The organism is Paraburkholderia caledonica (assembly GCF_000383275.1).
GTDB classification, from domain to species: domain Bacteria; phylum Pseudomonadota; class Gammaproteobacteria; order Burkholderiales; family Burkholderiaceae; genus Paraburkholderia; species Paraburkholderia caledonica.
Genome location: NZ_KB911037.1, coordinates 23,128 through 44,217, shown reverse-complemented (window position 1 = coordinate 44,217; position 21,090 = coordinate 23,128). Strand labels below are relative to the sequence as shown.

Sequence of the window (21,090 nt, the reverse complement as noted above, 5' to 3'; positions counted from 1 at the left end):
TTACTCCAGCGCTGCTGCAACCAGTTCGGCGACGTCTAGTACTTCAGGACGGGGCCCAACCACGCCTTCGAGCATCGCGGTGCAATTCGGGCAGCCCACCGCGACGATCTCGGCGCCGATGCCGCGCGCGTCGTCGATACGAATGTCCGGAATGCGCCGCTTGCCCGGAATGTCGGTCAACGGGGCACCGCCGCCGCCACCGCAGCAACGTCCACGCATGCCGTGGCGCTCCATTTCGACAACCTTGATGCCAATGCTCTTCAGCACGCGGCGCGGCGCTTCGGTCTCGCCGTTGTAGCGGCCCAGGTAGCACGGATCGTGATACGTGATCTTGCTGTCCGCGTAGGCGGCGAGCGCGCGCGGAGACAGTTTGCCGCTCGCGACCAGTTCATCGATCAGCGCCGTATGATGCTGTACTTCATAGAAGCCGCCCAACGCGCGATACTCGTTGCGCAAGCTGTGCAACACGTGGGGATCGGAAGTGACGATCTTGCCGAACGAGTACTGCGAGAGCGTGTCGATCAACTTCTTTGCGAGGTGCTGGAACGTCGCTTCGTCGCCGAGACGCCGGGCCGTGTCGCCTGTATCGGTTTCGACGCCGCCGAGCACCGCATAATCGACACCCGCGCGGTTCAGCACCTTGACGAGCGCGCGCAGCGTGCGCTGATAGCGCATGTCGAACGCACCTTCGCCCGCAATCAGCAGCACATCCACGCGGCGCCCAGGCTGCGCGACCTGCACTTGCAGATCGACCGCCCAGTCATAACGTGCGCCGATGTCGTAACCGTTCGAACTGCCTGTTTCGCGCAGATTCGAGAGCGTGATCGGCCCCTTGCCCGGCACCGTGCCTTCCACGAGCGTCTGATTGCGGCGCATATCGACAATGGCGTCGACGTGCTCGATCAGCATCGGGCACTCCTGCACGCAAGCGCGGCAGGTCGTGCATGACCACAGCGTTTCTGCCTCGATCAGGCTGGAAATCAGCGGCTTGCCAGGCGCACCGCCATGCTTGCCGACAGGAATGCCGGGCGTTGGGGAGCCTGCGTATTCGGCGTCCGTGCCGCCCACCATGCCCGTCACCAGATCCTGAATGAGCTTCTTCGGATTGAGCGGCTGACCCGCGGCGAACGCGGGACAGGCTGCCTCGCATTTGCCGCACTGCACGCAGGCATCGAAACTGAGCAACTGGTTCCAGCGAAACTCCACGGGCTTGCCCACGCCGTATTCTTTCGCGTCGAGCAACGGCGCCTTCAATGCAGTCGGCGGCACGATGTCGCGATCGTTACGCTCGGCAAAGCGCTCCTGACGCGGATGAAACGCGAGATGCAGCAGACCCGCGAGCGCATGTTTCATCGGACCGCCACGCGCGGCGCCGAATGTCATCGTGAACGCGCCCACTGCGATCAGCAGCGCGACGATGATCGCGAGCGCGCCCGACATCGCCGCGGCCGGCAATGCGATGAACAACACGAGACCCAGCGCGAACGACCCGAGCAACAGCGGCAGATGATCCCACGGGCCGCGCGAAAGCCGCGCGGGTACCGCTTTCGCACCATGCCGGCGACGCCACACGAAAACCGCGCCGACCAGCATCACGAGCGCGGCAAGAAAGATCAGCTTGTCGAGCCACGGCGAATAGATCGCGAGACCGTAGTTGACGAACACGAGCGCCATCGCGAGGATCGCCCCGCCGGCAGTCGCCACGTGCGTTTTCGCAATGTACGGGTCGCGCGCGACCACATGATGCAGATCGACGAAGTAGCGTTTCGGAATCGACAGCAGATTCGCCCAGCCGTACGCGCCCGCCGCCGTGGCGCGACCCACGCGCCAATACGCGGCGCGCTTCGCGAGCGCGAAAGCCAGACCCGCCATCGACAACCACAACAGCACGGTGATGACAGACACGGGGCTCATTGTCAGAAGTCCTTGCAAAGGCGCAGCGCGTCGTAAATCGCGCCGTGAATGTTGTGCATGGAGATGCAGTCGCCGACGCGAAACAGCAGGAAGCGGCCATTACCGAGCTCTTCGGACAGCGACGGCTGCGGCTCGGATGCAAAGAGCTTATGCACGTCGACCTGCCCGCGATTGACGGACTCCGGCTTGAGCTTCCAGTACAACTCGTCGTTCGGCGTGCTGCCGTTCTCGATCACGACCTGATCGACCGCGCGCTCTTCCTGCTCCTCCGTGTACTCGTTGCGGATCACGGCGATCTTCTTGCCGTCTTCCTCGTACACTTTGTCGAGCCAGTAATTCGGTGTATGGACCACGCCCTGCGCATAGAGGCGGCGATAGAAAATCGGGAACGTGGTGCCGCCTACGTCATCGGCCACTTTCACGTCGGGCGTGACGATCTCCACGTTCGAGCCGCGGCTCGAAATGAAATCGGCGACGCCGGCGCCGGCATGCGTGCTCACGCCGTCGTACACGAGGACATTCTTGCCCGGCTCGACCTTGCCCGAGAGCACGTCCCACGAACTCACCGCGAGGCCTTCGTCGACGCCCCACGCCGCGACTTGCGACGTGAACGCCGAGCCGCCCGTGGCAAGCACCACGATGTCCGGTTTTTCGGCCATGATGGTTTTATCGTCGGCGGCAACACCGAGACGGCGGTCCACGCCCAGGCGCTTTGTTTCCATATCGAACCAGCGGACGATGCCTGCCATCTGCTCACGCTGCGGCGCTTTCGCCGCGAGCATGATCTGGCCGCCCACATAGTCGTTCTTCTCGAACAGCACCACGTCATGGCCGCGCGACTTCGCGACCCGCGCCGCTTCGAGCCCCGCAGGACCCGCGCCGACCACGACGACCTTGCGCTTCGGCCCGTTCGTACGCGCAATGACATGCGGCATGGTAGCTTCACGCGAGGTCGCCGCGTTCTGCACGCACAGCACGTCGAGTCCGTTGTACTGGCGGTCGATGCAATAGTTCGCGCCGACGCATTGCTTGATTTCGTCCTCGCGGCCATCGCGGATCTTGATGACCATATGCGGATCGGCAATCTGCGCGCGTGTCATGCCGACCAGATCGACCATGCCGCTTGCCAGCAGACGTTCGGCCTGGCCAGCGTCGCGAATACTTTGCGCATGCATGACCGGGACTTTGACGACCGACTTGATGCCGGCTGCGAGATGCACGAAAGGCTCGGGCGGCAGCGCCATCGGCGGCATGCAGTTGGCGAGCGTGTTGTGCGTATCCGCGCCGGAGCCGATCACGCCGAGATAATCGATCAGGCCGCTTTCGCTCATTGCCTGCGCGATCTCTTTCAGTTGCTCGTGATCGAGACCGTCTTCGTGGAACTCGTCGCCGCACATGCGCAAACCCACGCAGAAATCGGGGCCCACTGCTTCACGCACTGCTTGCAATACTTCGACGCCGAAACGCAGGCGGTTTTCAAGCGAACCGCCCCATTCGTCGGTACGAAAATTGGTGCGCGGGCTCCAGAACTGGTCGATCAGATGCTGGTGCGCCGCCGAGATCTCGACGCCGTCCATCCCCGCATCTTTCACGCGTTTCGCGGCAGCCGCGAAGTCGGTGATAATGCGGCGAATTTCTTCCACTTCAATAATCTTTGCGTTGCCGCGATGCACCGGCTCACGCACGCCCGAAGGCGACATCAGATGCGGCCAGTGTTCGCCATGAAACGCCGAGCGGCGGCCCATGTGCGTGGCCTGAATCATGATCTTGGCGCCGTGCGCGTGCATGGCTTCCGCGAGCCGCGAGAGCGGATCGATGATCTTGTCGGTAGACAGGTTCACCGACTTCCACCAGCCTTGCGGACTGTCGATCGAGACCGGGCTCGAACCGCCGCATACGGCGAGGCCCACACCACCCTTGGCCTTTTCTTCGTAGTAACGGATATAACGGTCACCGGGCAGTCCACCGGGTTCCGCATACACCTCCGCATGCGCAGTGCTGACAATGCGGTTGCGCAAAGTCAGCTTGTTCAGCGTAAGAGGCTTGAAAAGGTTCGGGTAACGCATCGCGATCGACCTCGGAATAAATGACTTCTAGTGCTATGCCGCGAGCGGCGACACTTCGAACACGCAATGGTCGTGGCCTTCCGCCGCGCATCGCGCTTCTTTCGACTGCGAAGGCGGACCCTTGCGTTGTGAATCGGGCGCCGTGTCGTTGACCCAGTCCATTGCTCCCGCGAACCAGCCGGCGAACATGTAGCAGAGCTTGCCGACTTTGCCCGGTTGCGCGAGCACGAACGACGAGTGGTGCAGTTCGATACGCGCATGCGACGTGGACGGATCGCTTTCCGTGATCGTGAAGATGCCCCAGCCGCGTTGCGAAAGCCGCTTCAGGTAGTGCTCGAATACGGCCATGCCGGCGATGCCGTGCTGCTTGGCCTCCTTGTCGCACCAGAAGTACGCGGACTTATAGCCCGCCTTGTAGAGAATCTCGGCATACGTGTCGATGCCCAGCGCTTCTTCAACGGCGGTATGGTTGTTCGTGAAGAAATGGCGCGGCACGTACAGCATCGGCAGCGCGTCGGTGGTCCAGACGCCGGTGTTCGCATCGACGTCGATAGGCAGTTGAGGTTGCATGTGGAAGACTCCTTGTTTTGTGGGGCGAATCTGCGGGCTATGCGCGCGTGAAGCTCAAACCTTCCACACCTCACCGAATACGCGGACCCAGTTCTCACCCATGATCTTTTTGATGCGCGTCTCGCTCCAACCCGCGCGCTCCATCGCGGCGGTCAGGTTCGGAAACTCGCCGATCGTGCGGATGCCTTCCGGATTCACGACCTTGCCGAAGTTCGTCAACTGGCGATAACGGCCCTTGTCGTGCGTGATCCAGTCGAAGAACTCGGTGCTATAGCCTTGCGTGAAGTCCGTGCCGATGCCGACCTGGTCTTCGCCGATCAGATTGACGACGTAGTCGATTGCCTCGATATAGTCTTCGACGGTCGCGTCCGGACCGCGCTTCAGGAAAGGCGCGAACATGGTCACGCCGACAAAGCCGCCGGCGTCGGCGATTTCTTTCAGTTGTTCGTCGCTCTTGTTGCGCGGGTGCTCTTTGAGTCCCGACGGGCAGCAATGCGAGTAGCACACCGGCTTTTTCGACGCAGCAATCGCTTCCGACGAAGTTTTTCCGCCGACATGCGAAAGATCGACCATGATGCCGACGCGATTCATTTCCTGGATCACTTCACGGCCATAACCGGACAGACCGCCATCGCGCTCATAGCAACCGGTGCCGACCAGATTCTGCGTGTTGTAGCAAAGCTGAACCACGTTCACGCCGAGGTCTTTGAATGCCTCGATATAGCCGAGGTTGTCCTCGAATGCATGCGCGTTCTGGAAGCCGAAAATGATGCCCGTCTTGTTCTCTTTCTTCGCGCGGAAGATGTCGTCGGTCGTGCGCACGAGCGTGAGAATCTCGCTGTACTCGCGGATCTGCTGCTTCATTTCGGCGATGTTATCGACGGTCTTCTGGAAGCTTTCCCACACGGACACCGTGCAGTTCACCGCGGTCACACCACCCTTGCGCATATCTTCGAACACCGAGCGCTCGAACTTGGAAATGTTCAGGCCGTCGATGATGATGCTGTTTTCGTGCAAATTGCTCATCGTGTGCTCCAGGTGTTCTCAGTAGATGGGGAAGCGTTCGCACAGCGCGAAAATCTCGCGGCGCACGCGTTGTTCGGTGGCCGCATGGCCTTCGGGGTGATCGCGCAGCGAATCGAGCACTTCCACGATCAAGCGGCCCACGTCGCGGAACTCGTTCACGCCGAATCCGCGCGTCGTGCCCGCCGGTGTGCCGAGGCGCACGCCCGAGGTGATCGTCGGCTTTTCCGTGTCGAAGGGAATGCCGTTCTTGTTGCACGTAATGCCTGCGCGCTCCAACGCCTGCTCGACCTGATTGCCCTTGAGGCCCTTCGGCCGCAAATCGACCAGCAGAAGATGGTTGTCGGTGCCGCCCGTCACGAGATCCACGCCGCCCGCCTTCAGCACTTCGCCGAGCGCCTGTGCGTTGGCGAGCACGTTGTCGATGTAGGTCTTGAAGCCGGGTTGCAACGCCTCGCCGAACGCGACGGCCTTGCCCGCGATCACGTGCATCAGCGGGCCGCCTTGCAAGCCGGGGAACACAGCAGAATTGATCTTCTTTGCGATGTCTTCGTCATTCGTCAGCACAAAGCCGCCGCGCGGACCGCGCAAGGTCTTATGCGTCGTGGAGGTCACTACATGCGCATGCTCGACCGGATTGGCGTGACGTCCGGCCGCGATCACGCCGGCGATGTGCGCCATATCCACCATCAGCTTCGCACCGACGCTGTCGGCAATCGCACGCAGCCGCTTGAAATCCAGCGCGCGCGGATACGCCGAGAAGCCGGCGATCAGCAGCGCGGGTTTATGCTGCTGCGCAAGTTCCTCGATCTGGTCGTAGTCGATCAGCAGCGTGTCGCGGTTCACACCGTACTGCACCGCGTTGAACCACTTGCCCGACATGGCCGGCTTCGCGCCGTGCGTGAGGTGCCCGCCCGCGTCGAGCGACATGCCGAGCACCGTGTCGCCCGGCTTCACCAGCGCGAGCATGACCGCACCGTTCGCCTGCGCGCCGGAATGCGGCTGCACATTAGCGAACTTCGCGTTGAACAGTTGCTTGATGCGTTCGAGCGCAAGGGTCTCGATCTCGTCGACGTATTCACAACCGCCGTAGTAACGCTTGCCCGGATAACCTTCCGCATATTTGTTGGTCAGCACCGAGCCTTGTGCTTCGAGCACCGCGCGTGACACGATGTTTTCCGACGCGATCAGTTCGACTTGCGACTGCTGGCGCTCGAGCTCTTTCAAAATAGCGCCGCGCACCGCCTGATCGCGCGTGGCGAGCGATTCTTCGAAGAAAGGATTCGGGTTCGACATGGAAGGTCCGTGGAATCGTTGACGGGAAGGCCCGGAAGCCGCGCTGACGCTTGGCTTGTGCGGCGCTTGCGCCCTGCTGCTACCGGCTTGCATTGCGTCTATTCTTGACGCTTGCATCGCGCGTCAATTTATGAATTCAGACGCGTTCTTTGCCTTTTCCGCCATGAGCGACCTTTTTCGACAAGTCGCCCGCGCGAGCCCGCCGATGTCGTGACCGGCGCCTCGGTAAGTACCCTGAGAGATGTCGCTCGCGCGGCCATGCCGAGGTCGAACGACCGTTCGATGCTGAAGGAATTCTGAACAGCAGCTAAACGCGATGCGCGGTTAAGGTGCGGGTTTTCAGCGTCGGTGGTGCTGCTGTGGTGCTGCTGTGTGCACTCCTGGTGCCGTTTCGCGAGCGTTCCGCGCATCGGCATCGACAACCAAGGGTTTAGCCTGATGGCATGGTAGTTGCGCTAGTACGCAAAATTGAAGAAGTCGCCGCTCCCCACGGCGACGCGACACTATAGATTCCAAGGAATCACTCCTCACATGTCCACCGATCGCACGGCGTCACTGTCGCATTTCGCCTTCATGCCCGTTCCGAACTTCACGATGATCGCGTTCACGAATGCGATCGAAGTACTGCGCATGGCGAACTACCTGACGGGGCAGACGCTATATCGCTGGTCGATCGTGAGTCCCGACGGCGGGCCGGTGGCGGCAAGCAATGGTTTGTCGGTCGATACGGGTCCCGTCGAATGCGTCGGCCAGCCAGATATCGTGTTCGTAATCGGCGGCATCGACGTGCAGCACGCGACCACGCCGGCTCATTTGTCCGCATTGCGCCGTTTCGCCCGCATGGGTTGTGTGCTCGGCAGCCTGTGCACGGGCACCTACGCGCTTGCGCGTGCCGGGTTGCTCGCGGGCTACGCCTGTGCGATTCATTGGGAGAACATGTCGGCGCTCAAAGAAGAATTCCCCGACACGCGTTTTCTGAAAGAACTGTTCGTGATCGATCGCGACCGTGTGACATGCACAGGCGGTGTCGCGCCGCTCGACATGATGCTGAACCTGATCGCTCCGCGCGTCGGCACCGCGCGTGTAACGCAGATCGCCGAGCAATTCATCGTCGAACATGTGCGCGATACGAGCGCGCAACAGAAAATGCCGCTGGTCGCGCGACTCGGTTCGGCCAACAAGTCGCTGTTCGAAGTGATCTCGCTGATGGAGAACAATATCGAGGAGCCGCTGTCACGCGAGGAACTGGCAAGACTCGCCGGCATGTCGCAAAGGCAGTTGCAGCGCCTTTTCCGCGAGCATCTGGGGATGACGCCCACGCATTACTATCTGACGCTGCGTTTGCGGCGCGCGCGCGAACTGCTGCTGCAAACCGATATGTCGATCATGAACATCACGATGGCTTGCGGTTTTCAGTCCGCCTGCCACTTTTCGAAAAGTTATCGCGACGCATTCGGCACTGCGCCCACGCGCGAGCGTCGCAAGCAATCGCCTTCGCTGTCTTCGGCGCCGGTCATGGCGGCCTGAAAAGCGCCCCTACTCGCCAGCGTCAAAGAAAAACGCGTTGAACGGAGATCCGTTCAACGCGTTTCTTTATGGACAGCCTCCAGTTTCTTGCGATGCTCACGCCGCCTTCAGCAAGCCGTGCGGATCGATAACGAATTTGCGCGGCGCGCCGCCGTCGAATTGACGGTAACCATCGGGCGCCTGATCGAGCGACACCACGGTCACATTAACGATGTCGGCAATCGGCAAGCGGTCCCACAAGATCGCCTGCATGAGGTTGTGGTTGTACTTCATCACCGGCGTCTGGCCCGTATGGAACGAGTGCGACTTGGCCCAGCCGAGCCCGAAGCGGATGCTCAAACTACCCTTGCGAGCGGCCGCGTCGACGGCACCCGGATCGTCAGTCACGTAAAGGCCCGGAATGCCGATCGCGCCTGCTGCGCGCGTGATCTCCATCAGGGAGTTCAGTACCGTGGCCGGCGCTTCCTCATGCGAGCCGCTGCTTCCATGCCCGTGCGCTTCGAAGCCTACGCAATCCACCGCGCAATCCACTTCTGGCTTGCCGAGAATCTGTTCGATCTGTTCGCCAAGCGTCGCGTCTTTCGACAGGTCAACGGTCTCGAAGCCCATCTTGCGCGCATGCGCAAGACGCTCCTCGTTCATGTCGCCGACAATCGTGCAGGCCGCGCCCAGGAGGCGCGCCGACGCGGCCGCGGCCATGCCGACCGGCCCCGCGCCTGCAATGTAGACGGTCGAACCCGGCTTCACGCCCGCCATCACTGCGCCGTGATAACCGGTCGGCAGAATGTCGGACAGACAGGTGAGGTCGCGGATCTTCGACATGGCCTGCGCGCGATCGGGGAATTTCAGCAGGTTGAAGTCGGCGTACGGCACCAGCACGTACTCGGCCTGTCCGCCAATCCAGCCACCCATGTCGACATATCCGTAAGCGCCGCCCGCGCGCGACGGATTGACGTTCAGGCATACGCCCGTGTGCTGCGACTTGCAGGTCGGGCAGCGTCCGCAAGCCACGTTGAACGGCACCGACACCAGATCGCCGATGCTCAGCGTCTCGACGTCGCGACCCACTTCGATCACCTCGCCGGTAATCTCGTGGCCGAGCACGAGGCCCACCTCGGCGGTCGTGCGGCCGCGCACCATATGCTGATCAGAGCCGCAAATATTCGTGCTCACGACCTTCAGAATTACGCCATGGCCGATCGCGCGGCCACGTGGATCGACCATCTTCGGATAGTCGATCGATTGCACTTCCACCTTGCCCTGCCCGAGATATACGACGCCGCGATTGCTGCTCATTGAATGTCTCCGTGTCTTGTGAGAGACGCGTGGATTGTGTGCCACGCGCCGTTCAACGAGCGTAGCGCCCGCGGCAAGCAATCACCTGCATGGAACGCGACACGGGTTTGGCCGTAACCGACATGGCCGCAGACGTCTGTTTTTATTGATTGACCGTTCAATATAAAAAAACTACCATGCGCCGATTGAATATGCGGCCTGCGCCAGTTGCGAGTCGTCCAATCTTCACACCATCACCATGCCCAAGCTCGGAATGCGCGAAATTCGCCGCGCCCAGTTGATCGACGCCACGTTGCTCACCATCGACCAGACCGGCCTGGCGGGCGCGACGCTGGCGTCTGTCGCCCAACGCGCAAGCATTTCCACGGGCATCGTCAGCCACTATTTCGGCGACAAGGACGGCTTGCTGGAAGCCACCATGCGGCACGTGCTGCGCGATCTGTGGCAGGCCACTTCGCGTCGGCGCCGCGCGGCGAAGGCCGACCCGCGTTCCAGGCTGCGAGCGGTAGTCGCCGCCAACTTCGATGCGGAGCAAACCAGCGCGCCCGTCATGAAGACGTGGCTCGCCTTCTGGTCGGAGAGCATGCACAAGCCGCATTTGCGTCGGCTTCAATACGTGAATACGCGGCGTCTGAACTCGAACCTGTGCGCCGATTTTGCGAAAGCGATGCCACGCGCAGCCGCGCGGCGGGCGGCGAGCGGGCTCGCTGCGCTGATTGACGGACTGTGGTTGCGCGGCGCGCTGTCGGGCGAACCGTTCGACACCAAAGCGGCGCTACGTGTGGCAAACGAATACATCGACCTGGTGCTGGCGGCGCGCGAATCGGCGTAGATCTGCCAGACAGGAACCAGCGATATCTTCACAAAGGAGCAAGTCATGGCGGTATTCGCAACGCAACGTCTCTATATCGGCGGCACCTATGTGGACGCGACCGGCGGAGAAACTTTCGACACCGTCGATCCCGCCAACGGCGAAACGCTCGCTACCGTCCAGCAGGCAAGTTCCGCGGACGTGGACCGCGCGGTGCAATCCGCTCGTGAAGGTCAGCGCGAGTGGGCCGCGCTCACGGGCATGCAACGTTCACGCATTCTGCGTCGCGCGGTCGACATTCTGCGCGAGCGCAACGACGAACTGGCCGCACTCGAAACGCGCGACACAGGTAAGCCGATTGCGGAAACGCAAGCCGTGGACATCGTCACGGGCGCGGACGTGATCGAGTATTACGCGGGCCTTGCCACCGCGATCGAGGGGCAGCAGATTCCGTTGCGGCCGACGTCGTTCGTGTACACGCGGCGCGAACCGCTCGGCGTATGCGCGGGCATCGGCGCATGGAACTATCCGATTCAGATCGCATGCTGGAAGTCGGCGCCCGCGCTGGCCGCGGGCAATGCGATGATCTTCAAGCCGAGCGAAGTCACGCCGTTGTCGGCTTTGAAACTCGCCGAGATTTACACCGAGGCTGGCGTGCCTCCCGGCGTGTTCAACGTCGTGCAAGGCGACGGCCGCGTGGGCGCGATGCTCGCCGCGCATCCGGACATCGAGAAAATCTCGTTCACGGGCGGCGTGGAAACCGGCAAGAAGGTGATGTCGATGGCGGGCGCATCGTCGTTGAAAGAAGTGACGATGGAACTCGGCGGAAAATCTCCCCTGCTCGTTTTCGACGACGCGAATCTCGAACGCGCCGCCGACATCGCGATGAGCGCCAACTTCTTCAGCTCGGGCCAGGTCTGCACGAACGGCACACGCGTGTTCGTGCAACGTAGTGTGCTCGAACGGTTTGAAGCGTTGGTGCTGGAGCGTGTGAAGCGCATCCGCGTGGGTGCGCCAGGCGACGCCTCCACCAATTTCGGCCCGCTTGTTAGCGCGGCGCAATTGCAGAAGGTGCTCGGGTACATCGATAGCGGCGTTCAGGAAGGCGCCCGGTTGATCGCGGGCGGCAAGCGCCTGAGCGAAGGTCATTTCGGCCAGGGCCAATATGTCGAGCCAACTGTGTTCACCGGCTGCCATGACGACATGCGCATCGTACGCGAGGAAATCTTCGGCCCGGTCATGAGCATTCTGATTTTCGACAACGAAGACGAAGCCATCGAGCGTGCGAACCGCACCGCTTACGGCCTCGCTGCCGGTGTCGTCACCGAGAATCTGGCGCGCGCACATCGCGTGATTCATCGGCTCGAAGCCGGCATTTGCTGGATCAATACATGGGGCGAGTCGCCGGCCGAGATGCCAGTGGGCGGCTACAAGCAATCGGGCGTGGGCCGCGAGAACGGCATTACCACGCTCGAGCATTACACGCGCATCAAGTCCGTGCAGGTCGAGCTCGGTCCGTATCAACCGGTGTTTTGAGGAGCCAGCCATGACTTCGAACGAATACGACTATATCGTCGTCGGGGCGGGTTCGGCGGGCAACGTGCTGGCGTCGCGTCTCACCGAAGACGCCGACGTCACGGTGTTGCTGCTCGAAGCCGGCGGCCCCGACTACCGCTTCGATTTCCGCACGCAGATGCCCGCCGCGCTCGCCTATCCGTTGCAAGGGCGCCGCTACAACTGGGCGTATGAGACGGACCCCGAGCCGCATATGAACAACCGTCGCATGGAGTGCGGCCGCGGCAAGGGACTAGGCGGGTCATCGCTGATCAACGGCATGTGCTATATCCGCGGCAATGCGCTCGACTACGATGGATGGGCCACGCGGCGCGGTCTGGAAAACTGGACCTATCTGGACTGCCTGCCTTATTTTCGCAAAGCCGAAACACGCGACGCAGGCCCGAACGCCTATCACGGCGGCGACGGTCCCGTGCACGTGACCACGAGCAAGCCCGGCAATAACCCGCTCTTCGCAGCGATGGTCGAGGCCGGCGTCCAGGCGGGCTTTCCGCGCACCGACGACCTGAACGGCTATCAGCAGGAAGGCTTTGGTCCAATGGACCGCACTGTCACGCCCAACGGCCGTCGCGCCAGCACCGCGCGCGGCTATCTGGATCGAGCGAGGGCACGCGCGAACCTGACCATCGTCACGCATGCGTTGAGCGATCGTGTGCTGTTCTCCGGCAAACGTGCGGTTGGCGTCGCGTATCAGCACGAGGGCGCGACAGTGAATGCCCATGCGCGCCGGGAAGTACTGGTCTGCAGCGGCGCGATCGCATCGCCGCAATTGTTGCAACGCTCCGGCGTGGGTCGCTCCACGTGGCTGCGTGAACTCGACATTCCCGTCGTTCACGATCTGCCGGGCGTCGGCGAAAACTTGCAGGACCATCTGGAGATGTACATTCAGTACGAGTGCAAGGAACCCGTGTCGCTCTACCCTGCGTTGCAGTGGTGGAACCAGCCGGCCATCGGACTCGAATGGATGCTCAACGGCACGGGCATTGGCGCGAGCAATCAGTTTGAAGCGGGCGGCTTCATCCGTACACGCGACGACGACTTGTGGCCCAACATCCAGTATCACTTTCTGCCGGTGGCGATCAATTACAACGGCTCGAACGCGATCAAAATGCATGGCTTTCAGGCGCACGTCGGCTCGATGCGTTCGCCGAGCCGCGGGCGCGTGAAGCTCACATCGCGCGACCCGGCCGCACATCCGAGCATTCTCTTCAACTACATGGCCGATCCGCTCGACTGGCGCGAGTTCCGCGACGGCATCCGCATTACACGCGAGATCATGCGGCAGCCGGCGCTGGATCGTTATCGCGGACGTGAGCTGAATCCGGGCGCCGAACTGACCACAGACGCCGAGCTCGACAGTTTCGTGCGGGCGCGGGCCGAAACGGCGTTTCATCCTTCGTGCTCATGCAAGATGGGTTATGACGACATGGCCGTGGTGGACAACGAGGGCCGCGTGCACGGCTTGCAAGCGCTGCGCGTGGTGGATGCGTCGATCATGCCGATCATCACCACGGGCAATCTCAATGCGCCGACCATCATGCTGGCGGAGAAGATCGCGGACCGCATTCGTGGGCGCGAACCGTTGGCGCGCGTGGACACACCTTACTTCGTCGCGAATGGCGCGCCTGCCAGGAAGCGTGAACGAGCGACCGTCTGACTTCCGCGTTCCGGATTCCGGTTTCCGAATTCAGGGTTTCCGCCCGGGCGGCGAGCTCTTGCCGCCCATAACTTTTTCTTGACCCTCTCGCAAGTTATCCTCGATTGTCAGCGCTCCGCGAAAGCCGGATAGTGCTGCGTCAGCACACCTGTCGATACCAATTCAAGGAAAACGCCGCATATGAAGCTAAGAGCCGTGAGCGTAATAGCGTCCGCCGTCTTCGCGCTGAGCGCAATCGCACCGGCAAGCCATGCAGCCGGCGACACCGGCGACACCGACGACGCGATCAAAACCGTAGTGGACTCGGCAATCGAACCGCTGATGGCGAAATACCATGTGCCGGGCATGGCGATCGGCGTGATCGCGAACGGCAAGACCTATGTATTCGACTATGGCGTGGCGTCGCTACAGACAGGCAAGCCTGTCGCGCAGCGCACGCTATTCGAAATCGGTTCTGTCAGCAAGACATTTACCGCGACGCTCGCCGCCTACGCGCAACTCAACGGTCAACTGAAGCTGTCCGACGAGACCCAGAAATATTTGCCGTCATTGCGAGGCAGCGCGTTCGGCAAGGTGAGCCTTCTGAACCTGGGCACGCACACGCCCGGCGGTCTGCCGCTTCAGGTACCCGACGACATTCATGACAACGCCCAGCTGTTGCAGTACTTCAACGCATGGAAGCCCGCGTACGCGCCCGGCACTTACCGCACGTATGCGAATCCCGGTATCGGCACGCTTGGTCTGATCACCGCCAGAAGCATGGGCCAGGACTTTGCGCCGCTAATCGAGCAGCACATGTTTCCCGCGCTCGGCATGAGAAGCAGCTATATCCACGTTCCCACGGCGAAAATGTCCGACTACGCGCAGGGCTATACGAAAGATGGCGCACCGGTCCGCATGAAAGGCGGCGTTCTCGCCGACGAAGCGTACGGCGTGAAAACCACCGCCGCGGACATGGTCCGGTTCGTTCAGGCGAACATGAACCTGATCGACGTGGACAGCAAGCTTCAGCGCGCGATTACGGCCACGCACACTGGCTACTTCAAGGCCGGCGTGCTCACGCAAGACCTGATCTGGGAGCAATACGCGTATCCGGTCGCGCTCTCCACCTTGCATGAAGGCAACGCGCCCGCCATGGCGGTCACTCCGACACCGGCCGCTGCGATCGATCCGCCGCTGCCGCCGCAGCAGAATGTGTGGATCAACAAGACCGGTTCGACGAACGGTTTCGGCACCTACGTCGCCTTCGTTCCTCAGAAACGCGTGGGCATCGTGTTGCTTGCCAACAAGAACTTCCCCATCGAGGACCGCGTCAGCGCGGCGTATCGGATCATGTCGGCACTCGTTGAGAGCGCACAGTAGCGACGAAAAGCGCGATGAAAAGTGCGATGAAAAGCGCGATCGCGCCACGGTGCAGCGGACAGGCAACCGCTGCACCGTGGCGGGCGAACGCTTCTACTCGCGCGCCGGACTGAGCACGCCATGCGCGTCGCTCTCCACGGCTTCCGACACAAGCGTCTCGAGCGCGAGTCCACGCGTTTCGATACCGAGTATCCACACGGCCGCTGCCGCGATGACGAAGCACATCGCGCCAAGCGAGAACACGCCGCCCTGGCCGAACACCGGCAACACGACGCCCACCACATACGGCCCGATCAGCGAGCCGACACGGCCAATTGCCGAGGCGAAGCCCGAACCCGTGGCGCGCGCGCCGGTGCCGTAGAGTTCCGGCGTATAGGTGTAAAGCACCGCCCACATTGCGAACAGAAAGAACTGCATTGCAAGTCCCGCGCAGATCAGCAACGTGGGCGTCTGGGCGTGGAGCGCGGTTTGCCCGTACACGTAGGCCATTACTGCACTGCCCGCAAGCGACGCGATACAGGTCGGCTTGCGTCCCCAGCGTTCAACGAGCCATGCTGCGCAGATAAAACCCGGAATACCGCCGAGAGAGATCAGCACCGTGTACAACACCGACTTCGTCACCGCGAAGCCGGCCTGCTGCATCAGCGCGCCGAGCCATGACGTCAGACCGTAAAAGCCGAGCAACGCAAAGAACCAAAGCGTCCACACCATGACCGTGCGACGTCGATAAGCCGCGCTCCATATCTCGCGAAACGCGCCAGCGCCTTTCGTGGCCACTGGTTCGGCGAGCATGACCGGCGGGCGCAGGTGGCTCAGCCCCGCGGACTTCATGACTTTGACTTCGATGTCGGCAAGAATTTTGTCGGCGTCGCCGAGACGTCCGCGATGTTCGAGCCAACGCGGCGATTCCGGCACGATGCGTCGCACGACGAGCACGAACACGGCGGGAATCGCGAGCAACGCGAACTCCGTTCGCCAGCCGAAGGTCGGCAGCACGAAGTACGACACCACGCCTGCCGTGATGAAACCGAGCGGCCAGAAGCCGTCCATTAACGCGATCAGACGCCCGCGCGAAGAAGCCGGAACGAATTCCGACAGGAGCGTTTGCGCAATCGGGAACTCCATGCCCATGCCGAAGCCCAGCAGCACCCGATAGAAGATCAGCGCTTCGACACTCTGCGCAGTCGAACACAGATAGGAAGCGAGACCCCACAGCACCATGCTCCATTGAAACACCGGCCGGCGCCCGAAGCGATCCGCGAGCAAGCCGGCTACCGCCGCACCGCCCACCATGCCGAAGAAACTCGCACTTGCGACGAGGCCGGCGGTCGCGGTCGACAAACCGAACTCGGTCTTGATCGAACCGAGTACGAAGGTCATCGTGCCGAGGTCGACGGAATCGAAGAAGAACGCAATCGCGATAATGATGAAGATGGTCCGGTGATAGCCGGAGAACGGCAGCCGTTCGAGTCGCGCGGCGGCGCTCGCGCGAGACTGAGAAGCGGTAGGCATGGCATCCCCTGAATATTGCGGCGCGGCCGCGAGTGATGTTCCGATGAGCACATTCAGTAGACGCCGACATAAATCGGCGACATAGAAGAAATACGTCATCGGGATGGAACGGGGGCGTCGTTCAACAGTCCTCGCGCTGATAGGCCGTACCGGCCGCCGGCCGGGCGCGAGGCAACCGCTACACGCTACACGCTATGCGCGCAGCCGCGCACGAGCCGCGCCTGCAACACGCGCGAGCGCGTCCGCGCTCAGCCGCGCGGCGATTTTCTGAACGTATTCGTGGTGGCGCGCCTGCAACGGCGCGCCCAGTTGCTGTGCGAGTAGATAGCGAATCAGCGCGATGCGCCGGTGCCGCAGCAGCATGCTCTGATCGAGCAGCGCGAGCGCGGCATCGGCATCGCCTTGCTGGCATGCGCGCTCAGTGAGGCGCGCAGTGACGACACGGGTCGACGTCATGTGAGCCGGGCAGCGCGAAAGCCGCGAGCGGTCCACGGGAACAGCGCTCGCGGCATTAACGCAGTCACGACATCAACGGCTCGGCTGCGTCGAGCATGATCTTCACGAAGTAGTCGGCAAAGCTGCGACGCACGATGATGTCGAAGCTGTCGGCGCCGGTGGGCACCAGCGTCATCGACGCCTTGAAGTAATGGCTTTGCGCACACTGCCCGTCGCCGAACGACTTGGGATGCAGATCGAGCGGACAGCCGCGCGATAGCACTTCACGCGTGCGAGCACCGGTGATTTCGAGCACCGTATAGCCGCTGCCGATATCCACCGCGGACGCGAACACGCCTGCAAACGCTGCACCGAGCTTCGCCTGCAACGGCGCAGTGCGCGTTGCGTCATGCGCGACCGCGGAGCGCACGAGCCATTCGTCCGGTCCGAGCCAGAGCATCTCGTAACCGTTGCCGCGCGCAATCGTATTGGCTTTTTCGGGCGGCGGGCAACCGAGCACATTTTTTACCGCCTGCACGAATGCGGCGTCGCGCGTATCGCCTCGCACGTTCACGAGTTCGAGAAACGGCCGCTCGCTCAATCTGAATGCCGTGCCTGCCGTTGCCTGATGCTTCTTCAGCAGCGCATCCACGCCCACCAGCGGCGACTCCTGCCAGACGCCGGTTTGCCTGCCGACAGCACGGTCCACGACCGACGCCGCCGTTTTAGTTTCATTCCACATGTTGACGCGCTCCTTCGCTGTCGTAGAACACCGAGCTGGTGATCTTCGCCGCAATCTGTTTGCCGCTCGAAAGCGGGACCGTGACCGTTTCGCCGATCTTCTCGAGACCGCCCTTCACGACGGCCATCGCAATCGAGCGCTTGAGAATCGGACTGTAGTAACTCGACGTGACGTGGCCGAGCATCGGCGCGGTATCGCCCTGGAACGGACCGGCGACAATTTGCGAGCCTTCCGGTATCACGAACGACGGATCATCGGAGAGCAGCCCGACCAGTTGCTTGCGCCCCGGCTTCGCCGTGTCGGAGCGGGTCAGCGAACGCTTGCCCAGAAAGTCTTTCGACTTCGCGACGAGCCCGCCCATGCCGAGGTCGTAAGGCGTCATCGAGCCGTCCGTATCCTGACCCACGATGATGTAGCCCTTCTCCGCACGCAACACGTGCATCGTTTCGGTGCCATACGGCGTGATGTCGAACTCGGCGCCAGCGGCCATCAAAGCTTCCCACACCGCGCGTCCCACGTTCGCCGGCACGTTCACTTCATACGCGAGTTCACCGGAAAAGCTGATGCGCATCACACGCGACGCCGCGCCCGCGACCGTGCCTTCGCGATAGCTCATGAACGGAAATGCGGCGTTCGCGAAGTCGATGTCATGACAGACCTTCTGCAAGACCTTGCGGCTGTTGGGGCCGACCACGGCGAAAGTCGCCCAGTGATCGGTGACCGACGCAAGACGCACGCGCATGTCCGGCCATTCCGTTTGCAGCCAGCGTTCGAGCCACGTCAGCACGCGCGCCGCACCGCCCGTGGTCGTCGTCATCATGTAGTGCTGATCGGCGAGGCGCACAGTCACGCCGTCGTCGAAAATCATGCCGTTTTCGTCGAGCATCAGTCCATAGCGGCACTTGCCGACTTCGAGCTTGCTCCACGGATTCGTGTAGACCCAGTTCAGGAGCTTTGCAGAATCGGGACCCTGAATGTCGATCTTGCCGAGTGTCGATGCATCCAGAATGCCGACGCTGGTACGCACCGCGAGCGATTCGCGTGCGACGGCCGCGTGCATGTCCTCACCCGCTTTCGGGTAATACCACGGACGCTTCCAGTTGCCGACGTCCTCGAAAGCAGCGCCGTTCTCCACGTGCCATTCATGCACAGCCGTCTTGCGCACCGGATCGAGAAACTCGCCGAGTTCGCGGCCCGCGAATGTGCCGAACGTGACCGGCGTGTAGTTCGGGCGGAACGTGGTGGTGCCCGTCTCCGGAATCGTCTTGCCGAGCGCCTGCGCGAGAATCGCCATACCGTTGATGTTCCCGAGCTTGCCCTGGTCGGTGCCGAAGCCCATCGCCGTATAACGCTTTACGTGTTCAACCGACTCGAAGCCTTCGCGGGCGGCCAGGAAAATATCCGCAGCTGACACGTCATTCTGGAAGTCCACGAACTGCTTCGGCCCGCGCGTTGCAAGCTCGCGTCCGCCGACGAGCCACAGCGGCTCCAGCTTTGCTTCGCTGATTTCGGCGACCTGAACCGGGTTCGGCCGGGCGACGATATGGCCTGCGGCGCGCGCGGCCTCGATGCCAGCATCGACGGCGAAACGGATGCCTTGACCCAGCGTGAAATCGCCGTTGCAGGCGCCGACGCTCGTCTCCGCCTGCATCGCCTTGCCGGGCACGAAGCAGGCTTTCTCGTTATGCCAGTGCGCCTTGCCGCCCGACTGCGCGAACAGGTGCAGCACGGGGCTCCAGCCGCCGGACATCGCGAGCAGATCGCACGGCAATTCGCTTTGCTTCGCGCCGGTCTTGCCGTTCGCATATGAGGCGATATCCACCGACGCCACGCGCAGTTTGCCGTGCGCCGCGGTGATGACGGCGCCGCCGATCACCTTCACGCCGTAGCGGCGGGCAAGCGCGGGCAGCGTGCCCTTCGATTCACCCGCGCGCGGATCGATCACCGTCACCTGCGCGCCGGCCGCTTTCAGGTCGAGCGCGCATTGATAGCCGTCGTCGTTGTTCGTGAAGACTACTGCGTTGCGGCCCGGCAATACTGCATAGCGATGCAGATAGGTCGAAACGGCCGAAGCCAGCATCACGCCCGGCAGATCGTTGTTGCCGAACACGATCGGCCGCTCATGCGCGCCGGTCGCGAGAATCACGCGTTTTGCGCGGATCTTCCACATCAGTTCGCGCGTGCCCTTGCGTTGCGACACGGGCAGATGATCGGTTAAACGCTGGGTCACCGTGACGAGATTGTGGTCCTGGTAACCGAACGCGGTGCTGCGCGTGAGAATCTTCACGTCGGGCATCTGCCGCAGTTCGTCTTCAATCTTGTGCACCCACTGCAACGCAGGCTTGCCGTCGATCTCCGCGCGGCACGACAGCAGCGAGCCGCCGAGTTCCGGCTGATCGTCGACCAGTGTCACACGCGCGCCCGACAAAGCGGCTGCGTGCGCGGCCGCGAGACCGGTCGGCCCGCCGCCCACGACCAGCACGTCGCAATGTGCAAAGCACTTGTCGTAGCGGTCGGCGTCGAGTTGCTCGGGCGCCTTGCCGAGACCCGCGGCGTCGCGAATCACTTCTTCGTACTTCGGCCAGAACTTGCGCGGCCACATGAAGGTCTTGTAGTAGAAGCCCGCCGGAATGAAGCGCGCCAACTTCTGATTGACCGCCATGCGATCTTTCTCGATGCTCGGCTTCGCATTCACGCTGTTCGCGACGAGCCCCTGATACAACTCGACTTCGGTCGCACGCGCATTCGGCACCGTGTAGGCGCCTGTTTCCAGTTGCACGACGGCGTTCGGCTCTTCCACTCCGGCCGTAACGATGCCGCGCGGCCGGTGATATTTCCAGCTACGCGCAACGAAATGCAGGCCGTTGGCGAGCAATGCCGAAGCCAGCGTATCACCCTGATAACCCTGATACTGGCGGCCGTTGAACGTGAACGTAAGCGGCAATGCGCGGTTGATGCGCCCGCCATTCGGGAGTCGGTCTTTCTGGCTCATTGCGTCTTGCCCTCTTGTGCCTTGCCGTCGTTGCTATCCATCTTGAGCAGCGGACGGTCGAACGTCTCGTAGCCCTGGATCTCGTAGCTCACCGTATCGCGCTGCGCCTTGAACCAGCGGCGGCAGCCTTGCGTATGCATCCATTGCTCACGATGCACGCCGCGCGGATTCTTGCGCATGAACAGGTAGTCGCCCCACTCCTTGTCGGTGAGCTTCTCGGTATCGAGCGGACGCGCAATGTCCGCTTCGCCGCCGCAGGAAAATTCGGTTTCGGCGCGTGGCCCGCACCAGGGGCATTCGATCATCAGCATG

General features: G+C 62.2%; 16 protein-coding genes. 5 read left to right on the top strand and 11 right to left on the bottom strand.

What is annotated here, in order from left to right:
* Genes H281_RS0112785 through H281_RS0112765 form a run of 5 tightly spaced genes read right to left on the bottom strand, consistent with a single transcriptional unit; the run spans position 1 to position 6,869 of the window.
* Positions 1 to 1,914, bottom strand: a complete 1,914-nt coding sequence (locus H281_RS0112785; RefSeq protein WP_020067503.1) for a (Fe-S)-binding protein — start codon at positions 1,912 to 1,914, stop codon at positions 1 to 3.
* A 2-nt stretch (positions 1,915 to 1,916) separates the two neighbouring features.
* Complete coding sequence (locus tag H281_RS0112780; protein WP_020067502.1) at positions 1,917 to 3,980, bottom strand: NADH:flavin oxidoreductase; 2,064 nt, start codon at positions 3,978 to 3,980, stop codon at positions 1,917 to 1,919.
* 33 nt (positions 3,981 to 4,013) lie between these two features.
* Positions 4,014 to 4,550, bottom strand: coding sequence for a DUF5943 domain-containing protein (locus H281_RS0112775; RefSeq protein ID WP_020067501.1), 537 nt, complete (start codon positions 4,548 to 4,550; stop codon positions 4,014 to 4,016).
* Positions 4,551 to 4,604: 54 nt separating this feature from the next.
* Positions 4,605 to 5,576: a dipeptidase gene (locus H281_RS0112770; RefSeq protein WP_020067500.1), complete on the bottom strand. Its 972-nt coding sequence runs from the start codon at positions 5,574 to 5,576 to the stop codon at positions 4,605 to 4,607.
* Positions 5,577 to 5,594: 18 nt separating this feature from the next.
* On the bottom strand, positions 5,595 to 6,869 hold the full coding sequence (locus H281_RS0112765) for a serine hydroxymethyltransferase (protein ID WP_020067499.1): 1,275 nt from the start codon (positions 6,867 to 6,869) through the stop codon (positions 5,595 to 5,597).
* 531 nt (positions 6,870 to 7,400) lie between these two features.
* On the opposite strand from H281_RS0112765, the gene H281_RS0112760 reads away from it, so the two are divergent.
* Positions 7,401 to 8,396 (top strand): GlxA family transcriptional regulator, encoded by a 996-nt coding sequence (locus H281_RS0112760; protein WP_020067498.1) that lies wholly within the window; start codon positions 7,401 to 7,403, stop codon positions 8,394 to 8,396.
* A gap of 96 nt (positions 8,397 to 8,492) precedes the next feature.
* On the opposite strand, the gene fdhA is transcribed toward H281_RS0112760, so the two are convergent.
* Positions 8,493 to 9,692, bottom strand: coding sequence for a formaldehyde dehydrogenase, glutathione-independent (gene fdhA / locus H281_RS0112755; RefSeq protein ID WP_020067497.1), 1,200 nt, complete (start codon positions 9,690 to 9,692; stop codon positions 8,493 to 8,495).
* A 238-nt stretch (positions 9,693 to 9,930) separates the two neighbouring features.
* Here fdhA and betI point away from each other — a divergent pair, with 238 nt between their 5' ends.
* The 4 genes from betI to ampC all read left to right on the top strand — a co-directional run bounded on the left by betI (position 9,931) and on the right by ampC (position 15,097).
* Positions 9,931 to 10,524 carry a transcriptional regulator BetI gene (gene betI / locus H281_RS0112750; protein WP_020067496.1) on the top strand — a complete coding sequence of 198 codons (594 nt, stop codon included), beginning with the start codon at positions 9,931 to 9,933 and terminating at the stop codon, positions 10,522 to 10,524.
* A 45-nt stretch (positions 10,525 to 10,569) separates the two neighbouring features.
* Positions 10,570 to 12,039: a betaine-aldehyde dehydrogenase gene (gene betB, locus H281_RS0112745; protein ID WP_020067495.1), complete on the top strand. Its 1,470-nt coding sequence runs from the start codon at positions 10,570 to 10,572 to the stop codon at positions 12,037 to 12,039.
* Positions 12,040 to 12,049: 10 nt separating this feature from the next.
* Positions 12,050 to 13,735: a choline dehydrogenase gene (gene betA / locus H281_RS0112740; protein ID WP_020067494.1), complete on the top strand. Its 1,686-nt coding sequence runs from the start codon at positions 12,050 to 12,052 to the stop codon at positions 13,733 to 13,735.
* Between the two features lie 180 nt (positions 13,736 to 13,915).
* Positions 13,916 to 15,097 carry a class C beta-lactamase gene (ampC, locus tag H281_RS0112735; RefSeq protein ID WP_020067493.1) on the top strand — a complete coding sequence of 394 codons (1,182 nt, stop codon included), beginning with the start codon at positions 13,916 to 13,918 and terminating at the stop codon, positions 15,095 to 15,097.
* A gap of 93 nt (positions 15,098 to 15,190) precedes the next feature.
* Here ampC and H281_RS0112730 read toward each other — a convergent pair whose 3' ends face one another.
* The 5 genes from H281_RS0112730 to H281_RS0112710 all read right to left on the bottom strand — a co-directional run bounded on the left by H281_RS0112730 (position 15,191) and on the right by H281_RS0112710 (position 21,089).
* Positions 15,191 to 16,609, bottom strand: a complete 1,419-nt coding sequence (locus H281_RS0112730; protein WP_027804536.1) for an MFS transporter — start codon at positions 16,607 to 16,609, stop codon at positions 15,191 to 15,193.
* A gap of 192 nt (positions 16,610 to 16,801) precedes the next feature.
* On the bottom strand, positions 16,802 to 17,065 hold the full coding sequence (locus H281_RS0112725; protein ID WP_020067491.1) for a hypothetical protein: 264 nt from the start codon (positions 17,063 to 17,065) through the stop codon (positions 16,802 to 16,804).
* Between the two features lie 64 nt (positions 17,066 to 17,129).
* Entirely contained in the window at positions 17,130 to 17,786 is a 657-nt protein-coding gene (locus H281_RS0112720) for a sarcosine oxidase subunit gamma (RefSeq protein ID WP_020067490.1), read from the bottom strand.
* Positions 17,776 to 20,778 carry a sarcosine oxidase subunit alpha family protein gene (locus tag H281_RS0112715; protein WP_020067489.1) on the bottom strand — a complete coding sequence of 1,001 codons (3,003 nt, stop codon included), beginning with the start codon at positions 20,776 to 20,778 and terminating at the stop codon, positions 17,776 to 17,778. Before H281_RS0112715 ends, H281_RS0112720 begins: the two co-directional genes overlap by 11 nt.
* On the bottom strand, positions 20,775 to 21,089 hold the full coding sequence (locus H281_RS0112710) for a sarcosine oxidase subunit delta (RefSeq protein WP_020067488.1): 315 nt from the start codon (positions 21,087 to 21,089) through the stop codon (positions 20,775 to 20,777). Before H281_RS0112710 ends, H281_RS0112715 begins: the two co-directional genes overlap by 4 nt.
* Between the last annotated feature and the right edge of the window lies 1 nt (position 21,090).